Annotated in this window: 10 protein-coding genes; 2 read left to right on the top strand and 8 right to left on the bottom strand. The window is 68.8% G+C overall.

Annotated elements, in window-relative coordinates; all coding sequences use genetic code 11:
* Window positions 1-102 precede the first annotated feature (102 nt).
* Complete coding sequence (locus ACXJKA_RS09930) at window positions 103-1,053, top strand: D-alanine--D-alanine ligase family protein (protein ID WP_456825030.1); 951 nt, start codon at window positions 103-105, stop codon at window positions 1,051-1,053.
* 310 nt (window positions 1,054-1,363) lie between these two features.
* On the opposite strand, the gene ACXJKA_RS09925 is transcribed toward ACXJKA_RS09930, so the two are convergent.
* From ACXJKA_RS09925 to rpmH, 8 genes are all read right to left on the bottom strand, one after another.
* Window positions 1,364-2,536, bottom strand: a complete 1,173-nt coding sequence (locus ACXJKA_RS09925) for a ParB/RepB/Spo0J family partition protein (protein WP_456825029.1) — start codon at window positions 2,534-2,536, stop codon at window positions 1,364-1,366.
* Entirely contained in the window at window positions 2,533-3,606 is a 1,074-nt protein-coding gene (locus tag ACXJKA_RS09920) for a ParA family protein (RefSeq protein ID WP_456825028.1), read from the bottom strand. The genes ACXJKA_RS09925 and ACXJKA_RS09920 overlap by 4 nt, the downstream gene beginning before the upstream one ends.
* A gap of 802 nt (window positions 3,607-4,408) precedes the next feature.
* Complete coding sequence (gene rsmG / locus ACXJKA_RS09915; protein ID WP_456825027.1) at window positions 4,409-5,086, bottom strand: 16S rRNA (guanine(527)-N(7))-methyltransferase RsmG; 678 nt, start codon at window positions 5,084-5,086, stop codon at window positions 4,409-4,411.
* Window positions 5,087-7,590: 2,504 nt separating this feature from the next.
* Window positions 7,591-8,103 (bottom strand): Jag family protein, encoded by a 513-nt coding sequence (locus ACXJKA_RS09910; RefSeq protein ID WP_456825026.1) that lies wholly within the window; start codon window positions 8,101-8,103, stop codon window positions 7,591-7,593.
* Between the two features lie 33 nt (window positions 8,104-8,136).
* A complete protein-coding gene (gene yidC / locus ACXJKA_RS09905; protein ID WP_456825025.1) occupies window positions 8,137-9,198 on the bottom strand; it encodes a membrane protein insertase YidC in 1,062 nt (353 codons plus the stop codon).
* A 22-nt stretch (window positions 9,199-9,220) separates the two neighbouring features.
* Window positions 9,221-9,517, bottom strand: coding sequence for a membrane protein insertion efficiency factor YidD (yidD, locus tag ACXJKA_RS09900; protein ID WP_456825024.1), 297 nt, complete (start codon window positions 9,515-9,517; stop codon window positions 9,221-9,223).
* Window positions 9,518-9,524: 7 nt separating this feature from the next.
* Window positions 9,525-9,890, bottom strand: coding sequence for a ribonuclease P protein component (rnpA, locus tag ACXJKA_RS09895; protein WP_456825023.1), 366 nt, complete (start codon window positions 9,888-9,890; stop codon window positions 9,525-9,527).
* An 11-nt stretch (window positions 9,891-9,901) separates the two neighbouring features.
* Window positions 9,902-10,039, bottom strand: coding sequence for a 50S ribosomal protein L34 (gene rpmH / locus ACXJKA_RS09890; RefSeq protein WP_159808264.1), 138 nt, complete (start codon window positions 10,037-10,039; stop codon window positions 9,902-9,904).
* Between the two features lie 501 nt (window positions 10,040-10,540).
* Here rpmH and dnaA point away from each other — a divergent pair.
* Window positions 10,541-12,082 carry a chromosomal replication initiator protein DnaA gene (gene dnaA / locus ACXJKA_RS09885; protein WP_456825022.1) on the top strand — a complete coding sequence of 514 codons (1,542 nt, stop codon included), beginning with the start codon at window positions 10,541-10,543 and terminating at the stop codon, window positions 12,080-12,082.
* The last annotated feature ends 717 nt before the right edge of the window (window positions 12,083-12,799 follow it).

Below are 12,799 nucleotides of genomic sequence, written 5' to 3'. Positions count from 1 at the left end.
TCACCCTCGGATCGTCTGTCCCTTCGTGGCGACAGCCGTTCGCTCCGCCCCACTGTCCCGTCCCGCGTCGTTCGTTCGTCTCGCCATCGGAGTCGTCCAGCCGTGACCACCACACCGTCGCCCCGCGTCGTCGTCCTCGCCGGGGGCCTCTCCCACGAGCGTGACGTCTCGCTGCGCTCCGGCCGACGCGTGGCCGACGCACTGCGCTCCGTCGGGGTGGACGTCTCGGTGCACGACGTCGACGCCGACCTGGTCCCCGCGCTCGTCCAGCTCGACCCCGACGTCGTGTGGCCGCTGCTGCACGGGACCAGCGGCGAGGACGGCTCCGTCCGCGACGTCGTCCAGATGCTCGGCCTCCGCCTCCTGGGCACGGGACCCCGCGAGAGCCGGATCGCGTGGAGCAAGCCCATCGCGAAGACCGTCGCCGCGCGTGCGGGACTGGCGACGCCGGACTTCGTGACGCTCCCACAGTCACTGTTCCGCGAGCTGGGCGCGGCCCAGGTGCTCCACGCCATCGTCCGTCGGCTCGGCCTGCCGGTCGTCGTCAAGCCATCGCGCGGCGGTTCCGCGTTGGGCGTCACGCTGGTCACCGACGCCGACGCGCTGCCGCAGGCGATGGTCGACTGCTTCGCCTACAGCGACACCGCGCTGGTCGAGCGAGCCGTGTCCGGTACCGAGGTCGCCGTGAGCGTGGTCGACACGGGAGACGGGCCGTTCGCGCTCCCCGCCGTGGAGATCGTGACGGATGGCCCGTACGACTTCGACGCCCGCTACAACCCCGGCCGCACCGAGTACTTCGCTCCGGCGCGGTTGTCGACCGCCCTGAACGAGCGGGTCGCCGAGGTGGCCGTGGCCGCCCATGTGGCGCTCGGGCTCGACGGGCTGTCGCGGACGGACCTGATCGTCGACGACGCCGGAACCGTGTGGTTCCTCGAGGTCAACGTGGCCCCTGGCATGACCGAGACCTCGCTGCTTCCTCAGGCCGCCGAGGCCGCTGGGCTGCCCCTCGGTCAGCTGTATCGCGCGCTGGTCGACGCCGCGCTGAGTCGCTGAGCTGCGGCAACGGTGGATCTGTACGATATGTCGGTCGATTGATGTACTGATCGACTCCGGCTGGGGATAGACCGCCTCGCTCGCCGCCGCGCAACGCCGTATTCGCTCAAGGGCCGGACCGACTGCGCCCTGGCGCGACAGGTGCTCGCCGGACGAGTCCCGCAGGCGGCGTCACGCAGCGTCCGTCCCGGTCGTGCGACGTCGGCCGTCATCGCGGCGTCGCTCCAGTCGCGCGGCGTCGTTCCGTGCGCGCGACGTCGTTCCGTGCGCGCGGCGTCGTGCCGTGCGCGCGACGTCCCCGCCGCCCCGATCAGCCCTTGAGCAGGCCCGGGTCTTCCGGCGCCAGGCTCGCGAGGATCCGGTTCAGGTCCTGCACCGAGGCGAACTCGACGGTCAGCCGTCCGCGCGACTTCCCCAGGCTCACCTTGACGCGCGTGTCGAATCGATCGGAGAGGCGGGCGGCCAGGTGGTCGAGCGCCTCGTTCTTCACGCCCGCGCGCGGAGCGGCCCGTCGTGCAGCAGGTTCAGCGTCTCCCCCGAGGGACACGATCTCCTCCACGGCCCGGACCGACAGGCCCTCGGCCACGATGCGCTGAGCCAGCCGCTCGATCGCCGCGCCGTCATTCAGCCCGAGCAGCGCCCGGGCGTGGCCGGCCGACAACACCCCGGCAGCAACGCGCCGCTGGACCAAGGGTGGGAGCTTCAGCAGGCGGAGAGTGTTGGAGATCTGCGGTCGTGAACGCTGGATCCGCGTGGCCAGCTGCTCGTGCGTGCAGCCGAAGTCGTCGAGCAGCTGCTGGTAGGCGGCAGCCTCCTCGAGGGGGTTGAGCTCCGACCGGTGGAGGTTCTCCAGGAGCGCGTCGCGCAGCAGGTCCCCGTCCTCGGTGTCGCGAATGATGGCGGGGATCGTGGCCAGGCCTGCCGCCTGGGTGGCGCGCCAGCGGCGCTCTCCCATGATCAGCTCGTACCCGTCCCCTGCGTCGCGGACGACGATCGGCTGAAGGACGCCGACCTCTCGGATCGACCCGACGAGCTCGTCGAGGGCGTCCTCGTCGAAGACGGTGCGGGGCTGCTTCGGGTTGGGACGGATGTCCCCGACAGGCAGCTCAGCGAACCGGGCACCAGGCACGGGCACGAGGCCGTCTGTGCTCTCCTCCGCCGGTGCGGCGGCGACCGAGGGCTCGACGGCCGCCCCGTTGACCGACGCCGGTGGCTCTACGTCCTCGATGGTTGCCGCCTCGGTCGGCGACGTCGCGTCAGCCAGGTCCTCGACCGAGGTCGTCGACGTCTCCACCGGGGGTGCCTCGGTGAGCACGGCCGTCGCGCTGCTGCCCAGCGCGGCGGCGCCGTCGCCGTTGTCGCGCTTGGGGTCGGGGAAAAACACGTCGACCGGACGCTCCGCCCCCGTGGGACGCTGGCCGTCCAGCCCGGTCGGGATGAGGGCTCCGAGGCCCCGGCCCAGGCCGCGTCGCTTCTCGCTCACTGTTCCTCCTGAAGCACGGCCGTGGCCGCCTGGTGTTCGTGGTGTACGTGCTGGGCGGACTCGCCGGACGGCTGCCCGTTCGTGTGGGATGACGCGCCGGCGGCATCGTCGTCGATCCCCGCGGCCCCCCGCTCGGCTACCTCTCGGGCAGCCTCGAGGTAGGCCAGCGCGCCCGACGACCCGGGGTCGTACGACATCACCGTCTGGCCGTAGCTCGGCGCCTCCGAGATGCGGACGGAGCGGGGCACGGTCGTCTTGAGCGTGCGCTCGGGGAAGTGCGTCCTGACCTCGGTCGCCACCTGCTGCGCGAGGTTGGTCCGCGCGTCGTACATGGTCAGGAGGATGGTCGAGACGTGGAGCCGAGGATTCAGGTGCGCCTGGATGAGCTGGATCGTCTTGAGCAGCTGGCTCAGGCCCTCGAGTGCGTAGTACTCGCACTGGATGGGGATGAGGACCTCGCGTGCGACGACGAAGGCGTTCACTGTCAGCAGGCCGAGGCTCGGCGGGCAGTCGACGAAGACGTAGTCGATGCGCGACTGTCCGGTGGCCGTCCGCCACTCGAGGTAGGTGTCGAGGGCGTTCCTGAGGCGGGTCTCCCGAGCGACCATCGAGACGAGCTCGATCTCCGCGCCCGACAGGTCGATCGTCGCCGGCAGGCACCAGAGGTTCGGGACGTCCGGGCTTTCCTGAACGGCGTCGGACATCGGCGCCCCGTCGACCAGGACCTCGTAGATCGACGGCGTGCCCGCGCGGTGCTCGACGCCGAGGGCGGTGGACGCATTGCCCTGGGGGTCGTTGTCGAGGACGAGGACGCTCAGGCCCGCCTGAGCCAGTGCCGCGGCGAGGTTGACCGTCGTCGTCGTCTTGCCGACGCCGCCCTTCTGGTTCGCCACCGTGATGACCCGGGTCTGCGGCGGACGCGGGAAACGCCGGCCGCGAAGCTCGATCCGCCGCCGGGCGTCCTGCTTGAGCTCCGCCATCAGCGGGGTGTCGTCAGTGACGGTCGGCAGGCTCTCGACCAGCGCGGCGCGACGGCTCTCCTCGGGATCGAGCTCGTGTCGCGGTGCCATGGGCGAGATGGTGTCATGCGAGACCCCGGCTTCGGCGCCACCATCCCCCGCACGCGCTGACTCGTCGCTCACATCGGCGTCGCCGTCGTCGTTCAGACTCGACACCGCCGCCGTTCCACGTGAAACGTCAGTAGCGATGACGTTCTGCAACGAAGCGCCTGGGTGTCCCCCTGCATCGGGCAGGTCTGTCGACGGTGGCGACGAGTCGCCGGGGATCTGAACAGGGCTTTCGGGTGTGGCTGTTTCACGTGAAACGGCGGGGGCGGCACCGGTCGCCTTGTCCGCCAGATGCTCCGCAGCTCCGGACGTAGAGGGGTGAGATCCCCCGGACTCTTCGGTTTCACGTGAAACGGCGGCCGCTGCCTCATGGGCCGATCCATTCGCGCCTGTCGACTCATTGCCGATGGCCATGGCCGTCGGCGCTACGCCGGGAGGCGCGGACACGGCGGATTCGCCATCACCAGCGGCGTGGGGCGTCGGTACATCGGGCACCCGTGAAGCCGGACCGCCACCCGGCGCGTGCGGTTCGACGCCCGGCTCAAACACGCGAGGGCCAGGCGCGCCCGACGGGGCTCCGGACGGGGCTCCGGCCAGCGTTCCGGACGGCGCTCCGGACGGTCCGGGCACGGGTTGGCCGTCCCGGGGCGCCGGGGCGGCGGCGACGGGCGCCGTGGACGACTCGACAAACGGTGCAGACGTAACGCCTGCCCCGGACATGTATGGGGGGGCGACGTCCTCGACCGCCTCGTGCTCTACGTGCGCGTTCTCCGAGATCGCGGGGTCGTCGTGCCGCCGCTTCTTCCTACCGAACACCAGGAACAGCCTCCCGTACGACGCGGACCACCCTCGTCACTTCGACTCCCTCGATCGTCGGAGCCTCGATCACAGAGGCTGCTCCACCACCGAGCTTGCGACCCACGTGCTTGGCCGTCTCGATCTCCTCCTCCGCTCGACCGCCTTTCAGGGCCACCAGCGAGCCACCTGCACGCAGAAGGGGCAACGCCCAGCGGTAGAGCTTGTCGAGCGACGCAACGGCGCGCACAGTCACGGCGTCCGCCGTCAGCTGACCGTGCTCGTCCTGTGCCCGTCCGCGGCGAACGATGACGTTGTCGAGCCGAAGCGTCTCGGCGACCTCGCCCAGCCAGTCGGTCCGCCGCTCCATGGGCTCGAGCAGCACGACCTCGACGTCCGGAAGCATCGCAGCCACGACCACCCCGGGGAGTCCGGCTCCGCTGCCGAGATCGATGATGCGGCCTGTTGTCGGGAGGAACGGAACCACGGCGGCAGAGTTGAGGATGTGCCGCTCCCAGAGCCTGGAGACCTCCCTCGGCCCGACCAGGCCGCGCAGCTCACCCTCACGGAGAAGCAGGTCGTGGAAACCGAGGACGTTGGGCCAGGCACTACCGAAGAACCGCTCGAGCCGCGGGTCACCATCCAGAGGGTCGGCTCCATCGACGTCTGTCGACCGAGCTTCCGTCACCGTCTGGTCCCCTTGGTTTCACGTGAAACGAACTGTGCGCGAGTGCCACGAAGGCCGACAGCCGGCGTCTCACTCGATCAGCGCGGCCCTACCGTACCGTGCCTCGGCACCGTCGCTCCGACCCCCCGCCGGGGCGTGTGGATAGATCCGACTTCCGGTGCAACCACACTCCAGAACAAGAGGAGAGCACACCGCAATCGGCGCAGCCCCGCGCGCCCGGGTGACCAGCCCGCCTCCGCGACGTTCCGTCCGGAGCCGCCAACTGACGCAGTTGCGCGTGTCGACCTTCGCGCAAACGCACCGCCTGGTGCGCACGGCAGGCGCACACCGCACACTCGAGAATGTTGGCGACACACCCGCCCCTGACGGACGGGGCATCCCGTCACGCCGTGGCCCACACGGAGCGTGCATCCGCCGAACTTCCGCCGCATGAGGCCACACCCTCGCCTACAGGACGCTGCAAAGCGCGTCCTCATGAAGCCAGACGATCTCGCCTGCTCAGCAGCGCCCCCACCAACGCAATCGCCGGCCGCGCACGAGGGTGTGTGACTCCGGTCGTCCACACGGGTGCCGCGAAATGGCGCGCATTCTATAAGCCGATGAGTAGACCCCGCATCTAGGCCGGCCGACTCCCCTCGACTGCATCGGTGCCACCCCCTCGGTCGCTCAACTGCAGGCACTCATCCGGCAGTGCCGACGCCACCATCGACGCTCGGAACGTTGGCCCAACGCGGAGATCGACGTCTGAGCACACGTGGCGACAACTGGTGATGCCAGGCTCGCTGTTTCACGTGAAACAGGCGTCCCACGCCACACCCTCGCCAGTGGTGGCGCATGCCACCCACCACTCCCTTCTCCCCAGAGACGTCCGGTGAGCACGGCGGGTTGCCGGCGAAGCCCGACTACGACACACATGCCTCCAAGGGCCCAATTGGCGAGGCTGGGAGCCACGGCCCGGCCGGCGCGGCGCCCGATTTCACCAGCCCCCCGCACATTTATCCCTGCTTGGATTCCCTGTTGATCTTGCTCCGCCTCCCGCACCTCGGGACGCAACTCCTTGCGCCACTGTTTGCGCGCTCGACAACGCCCGGCTGCGCACGGGGATCCGAGTGTCAGAGCCGACGAGAAGATCCAGCCCGAGCGCCCAAGCCCTCGTAGCGGGTCGGGACCTGGGTCGAACCGGCCCGGGCCGAAGCCAGGGAGCGAGCGATGGCGTCACGCGCAAGACCACGCGCGAGTACCGATGGCGCAACGCGCAATACCACGCGCGAGTACCACCCGGCGGGAGGTGGAGCAGTGCATAGAAGCTGCCAACGAGGGCCCCTGTGGCTGTTTCACGTGAAACCTCGAGCCTGACGGCCTCACGCCCTGCCCCAGTCGCCACGAGGGCCGGGTGTGACGGCGCCATGACCACTCGGGGGCGAAAGCGACAAGACCGCTCAGACCGAGACAGGCTCCTGACGACCACTGACGGCGCCGGCCGCACCGTCACTAGGCTGCGGCGCGCGCGGCGTGGTGCTGGGGCGTCCCCGCACTGCAGTCCCTTGCACACGGTCTTGGCACGCCGACAGGTAGATCGGCGTACTCAGCGTCGCGGCGAAGAGCTGCAGTGCGTTGGCCGCAGGCACCCAGGGCTGAGCTCGCCAATTCGTTGTCGCCTTGACCGGTAGGGTCTCGCCTTCGCCGCGCTTCGTGTTCCACTTGAAACGAGAACTCCTGCGGGCCGTGACCGCAGGTAGTCGCTCGAGACTGTCTGCGGGCTGTGACCGCGGGTAGTCCGCTCGAGACCCGCTGTTCACCGCCGACCGCTCGGCATCCCGATGGCGCCCCACCGGGACGACCACTACATCGGTCGTCGACCTCAATCGCCATCTGCGCGTTTCACGTGAAACACCGAGAAGTGACGCGCGTCGACGTCGGGGACCAACCCCACACGCGGTCATCACGCCGGATGTGAGCGCCCGCCACTCACCGACGGCCCGCCATACGCCGACGCCGGCCTGGGTCCCAGGGTCCCGGAGGCCCGGGCGCCGCGTCTCGGCCGACGATCCAGCCGACCTAGCAGAACGCCTCATCCGCAGGTACCGAATGGTCAACGTCGATGAGGACGTCGACCATGACCGGCGCGAAAGGCTTCCTCGACAGCGTCTGGTGAAAGCCCACCGCGCCGTGGACGGTTGCGCACGGACCGAGTGGCCCGTCAGCAGCTCCTCCCCGGTGACGGGAGGTCGCCTCCGAACCACGTCGGCCAAGAACGGTCGCCGGCTATGCGGAGACGCCCGGTGGTGCCACTGTGCAACGAGGGGCCAGACACCGACCAGAACCTGTCCACCAAGCGAAAGAGGGCGCCACACCGCGCACGACTGTTTCACGTGGAACAACCAGGCCGCGTGCGGTCCCGGACGTGTGCAATGAGGACGCGGGGCGCGTCCCTGCGGACATGACGAAGGGGCGAGCTCAACGAGCCCGCCCCTCGGTCATCCGCTGCAGCGGACCTCACATGCTCACGCCGGACGGATCACCACGTGCCGGTTCGGCTCGACACCGTCGGAGTCGCTCGACATCCCGGCGGCGGCCACGGCGTCGTGCACGACCTTGCGCTCGAACGGGTTCATCGCATCGAGTGCGACGGCCTTACCGGACTCACGGACGCGCGCGATCGCCTCGTTGGCGACCGTCACCAGCTCGGCCCGACGACCGGCGCGGTAACCGGCGACATCGAGCATCAGGCGGCTGCGCTCGCCGGTCTTGGCCTGGACGGCCAGGCGGGTCAGCTCCTGGAGCGCGTCCAGGACCTCCCCGTCGGGGCCGGCCAGCCGCGTCAGCGACCTGTCGGCCGGGTCCTCGGAGACGATCTCCACGGCGGCGCGTCCGTGGTCGATGTCGATGTCGATGTCGCCGTCGAGGTCGGCGATGTCGAGCAGCTCCTCGAGGTAGTCAGCGGCGATCTCGCCCTCTTCCTCGAGGCGCTTGGTGCTGACCGTCTCGACGGGGGCGTCAGGCTGGGTCGAAGTCATGGAGTCTCTCCTGATCAACGTCGCGCGTCTGCGCTACTTCTTTGGCTTGGTGGGGGCGCCAGGCGCCTTGGTGGTCGGCCCGTCGGGGTCGTCGTCGGTCGACCTCACGGGCTTGTCGGTGACGTCATCGGCGACGACACGGGGCTTGTTGCGGTCCTTACGCTTCGGCTGCTGCCGCTGGCCGCGCGGCTTCTCCTCGATGAGCAGAGTCGGCGTCGACGGTGCGTCTTCGATGGACGGAGCATGCGCGGACGCCTTGCGAGCCTTCCGCTCCTTCATGGCGAGCTCGGCCTGTGAGCCGGGCGCCGGCATCCGGCGGATCGTGTAGAACTGCTGGCCCATCGACCACAGGTTGGTGGTGGTCCAGTAGATGAGGACGCCGATGGGGAAGTTGACGCCGGAGAAGGCGAAGATCAGCGGCAGGACGTAGAGCAGCACCTTCTGCTGCTGAGCCATCGGGCCCTGGAGCGCCGCCGGCGGCATGTTCTTCATGGTGAGCTGGCGCTGCGTGAGGAACGTCGTCGCGGACATGGCAACGATCAGGACGGCACTGACCACGCGGATGTGCCAGTTGTCGCCGGCCTGCATGAACGTCCCGGACAGCGGGGCGCCGAAGATCGTGGCGTTCTCGGCCGATGCCGCGAGCTCGGCCGTCATCGGCCCGATCGGCGGGTAGGCACCGGACGCGACCTGGGGGAGCTCGATGAGCACCCGGAACAGCGCGAAGAAGATGGGGGACTGCAGCAGGATCGGGAGGCACGAGGCGAACGGGTTGGTGCCGTTCTCCCGGTAGAGCGCCATCGTCTCGCGCTGCAGGGCCTCCCGGGATGCCGGGTCGGTCTTCCCCTTGTACTTCTTCTGGATCGCCTGCATCTGCGGCGCGATGAGCTGCATACCGCGCGACGCCTTGATCTGGCGGAAGAACAACGGGATCAGCGCGATCCGGATGACGATCACGAGCCCCACGATGGAGAGCCCCCAGGCAGCGCCACTGTTGGGGTCGAGCCCGATCGCAGAGAGGAGCGCGTGGAACTGGACCATGATCCAGGCCACGACGACCATGATGGGTTTGAGCAGACCGTCGAACCACGACATGTGGCAGAACTCCTCGTTGGGGTCAGTGCGTGGCAGCAGCCACGTGGGAATGACGGTGAGCGGACCGCGCAGGTGGAACGTCGTCCACGCCACCCAGGTTCCACGGGTTGCAGCGAAGCAGCCGCCAGACCGCGAGCCTCGTGCCACGAATGGCTCCGTGGCGCTGCACGGCGATCACCGCGTACTGCGAGCAGGACGGGTAGAACTTGCAGGTGGGGGGCGTCATCGGGGAGATGAACCGCTGGTAGCCCCGGAGCAGCAGCAGGAGCAGCGTCGCCGGAGAACGCACCACGGCACGGACCACCGAAGGGAAACTCATGGGATGACTACGCCTCGGTCCGACGTCGTGCTCGACGCGCGGCCGTCTCGAGCGCCGCGTCCAGGTCGGCGCCCAGGAGCGCGAACGGTCGGTCGGCCGACGTCGGAAGAGCCCGGATCACGATGCCTGCATCGGACGGGAGACCCGAGATGCGAGCTCGCACGAGCTCCCGCAGCCGGCGCTTGACCAGGTTCCGTGTCACCGCGGTGCCTACCGCCTTGGACACGACAAGACCGACCACCGGCCCGGAGGGCGAGTGATCGGTCCGTGTCGTCAGATGCACCACGAGGGTGTCCCGTCCGCCGCGCGCACCTCTGCGCACCGCCTGCTCGAAGTCGGCAGCGCGGCGCATGCGATGCGCAGCGGACAGCACCGACGGTGGCGTCAGGCCGAGAGCTCCGAGCGGCCCTTGCGGCGACGTGCCGCCAGGATCGCCCGGCCGGCGCGCGTACGCATGCGCAGGCGGAAGCCGTGGGTCTTGGCCCGGCGCCGGTTGTTCGGCTGGAAGGTGCGCTTGGTCACGAGAGTCTCCAACTACATCGGGTGGGCCTCGCATGTGCCGCGCGACCAGGTTCAGGCTGCCGAGATCGACTACTCCGGGACACACAGTCATGCGTGCGGCGTCAGGGCGCGCCAGGAAGAGCCATCGATAAGGCTGCAATACCGTACTTCCCGCCGTAGTGGCCGGTCAAATGCGCGCGACTCGCCGCACCGATCGTGCCACAGCACACCCCGTCGGGCACCTAGGACGTCACCCGTCCGAGCCCTCGCCCGGCCAACGGTCTGCTACTAGCATCAAGGGTCGTCACGGGGGCCGACGGCCTGTGGACCACGACGTGGTGGACAGACCCAGGACACGACGAACCCGCCCCGAAGACGGACCGCGCGTACGCCGTCCTCACCGTGCCGTGGAAGCTCCTGACACCGATCTGGTCATCTGCTCACAGGTGTGGACAACTGTGTGGACAACACAGTCTCGTGCGAGACTCGACCACCCACGCGAACGAACAACCGAGGTAGCACGTGTCACAGGACGAAGAGCTCTCCCGGGTCTGGGGGCACGTGGTGTCGACCCTCGAGTCGAGCCCCGACATCACGCCACGGCAGATCGCGTTCGTCCGCCTGGCCCGTCCGCTCGGACTCCTCGACGGCACGCTCCTGCTGGCGGTCGGCAACGACCTCACCAAGGACTACCTGGAGTCTCGCGTCCGCGGCGAGGTGACCGTCGCCCTGAGTGCGGCCCTCGACCGGGAGGCCCGGTTCGCCATCACCGTCGACCCCGAGCTGGCCGAGGACGCGCCGCCGGCGCTGCGGGTGGTCGGCACGGAGCAGCGGCACGAGCCGTACAGCCCGTCGCGCGACGAGCGCGAGGCGGACGAGGCCGACGCCCGACGCGAGGCCCGCCCGGACCTGTCGCTGGTGTCCGACGACGACGAGACCGACCACGACTCCCGCCGGGGCGGTCGATACAACGGGCGTGGCGACGACCGCCCGTCGTCAGCGAGCACCAACCGACGCCAGCCGGCCGAGCCGGCGCGCCTCAACCCGAAGTACCTCTTCGAGACGTTCGTCATCGGGAGCTCGAACCGCTTCGCGCACGCCGCGGCCGTCGCGGTCGCCGAGGCGCCGGCCAAGGCCTACAACCCGTTGTTCATCTACGGCGACTCAGGCTTGGGCAAGACGCACCTGCTGCACGCGATCGGCCACTACGCGCAGAACCTCTACCCGAGCGTGCGTGTGCGCTACGTGAACTCCGAGGAGTTCACCAACGACTTCATCAACTCGATCAGCGAGGGCAAGGCGGGCGCGTTCCAGCGCCGCTACCGCGAGGTCGACGTGCTCCTCATCGACGACATCCAGTTCCTGCAGGGCAAGGAACAGACGATGGAGGAGTTCTTCCACACGTTCAACACCCTGCACAACGCGAACAAGCAGGTCGTGATCACGTCCGACCTGCCGCCCAAGCAGCTGAACGGCTTCGAGGACCGGATGCGCTCCCGCTTCGAGTGGGGCCTCATCACCGACGTCCAGCCGCCGGACCTCGAGACGCGCATCGCGATCCTGCGCAAGAAGGCCGGCAGCGAGCGGCTGCAGGCGCCGCCGGACGTGCTCGAGTACATCGCCTCGAAGATCTCGACGAACATCCGTGAGCTCGAGGGTGCACTCATCCGCGTGACGGCGTTCGCGAACCTCAACCGGCAGCAGGTCGACCTCTCCCTCGCGGAGATCGTGCTCAAGGACCTGATCACCGACGACCAGACCACCGAGATCACCGCGACCCAGGTGATCGGCCAGACGGCTGCCTACTTCGGTCTGAGCATCGACGACCTGTGCGGTTCGAGCCGCTCGCGGGTGCTGGTCACAGCTCGCCAGATCGCGATGTACCTCTGCCGCGAGCTCACCGACCTGTCGCTGCCGAAGATCGGCCAGGCGTTCGGTGGCCGCGACCACACGACGGTCATGCACGCGAACCGCAAGATCCGCGAGCTCATGGCCGAGCGCCGGTCGATCTACAACCAGGTCACCGAGCTCACCAACCGGATCAAGCAGCAGAACCGGGGCTGACGAACGCCCGGTTCTGCCTGGTTCGACCGACCGCTTCCCCATAGTTATCCACAGCTGTCCACAGGTACCTGGGGATGCTTGTGATGGGATTCACCCGTTCGGCGCATCAGGTGGCCCATGCACTCATCGCGCGGCTCTGACCTGCACCGATACCGGAAACGGGGCAGACCGGCGCGTTCTGCTCGTTCACAAACGGGCATTCGGGGCGTCCCGCCATGAGACAACTCTCACCGGCGAAACGATCCGAAGGCCTTGACCGCAACCTTCACCCTGCGGATGAGACATGCATGGGACGAATCTCCACACCTGTGCGTACACCTGTGGACGACGGTGGACGACCCCCACGTGTCATGTGGACGGCAGGACCGGTCGTGGTGGACGCGGAATCGACGAACCACAGCTCTCCACGCCCGTCCACGGGCTGTCCGATCTGGCCCACAGGCGGCGTGCACAGCAAGAACGTTTCCTGACCTGCACGGACGTTCACGATCCACACAGTGCACAGGACCGATGACGACGACGACACTTCTCTCTGTCATGGATCCACACACCGCCAAAGCACTGTGGCGCCTCACGAACGACACGGTTGTGGTTGTCATCCGCATGCCCGTACCGAGCGTCGGACCACTCGCGTAGTGTTCGCCTGACGCCTGTCCGACCGGACCTCCTCACAACCTGTGACGGCACGCCGGCAGGCCCGCACGACGAGAGGTTTGA

The organism is Cellulomonas sp. P5_E12, from assembly GCF_054049315.1.
The sequence above is the reverse complement of the archived record's forward strand: the minus strand, read 5'-3'. Positions and strand labels throughout refer to the sequence as shown.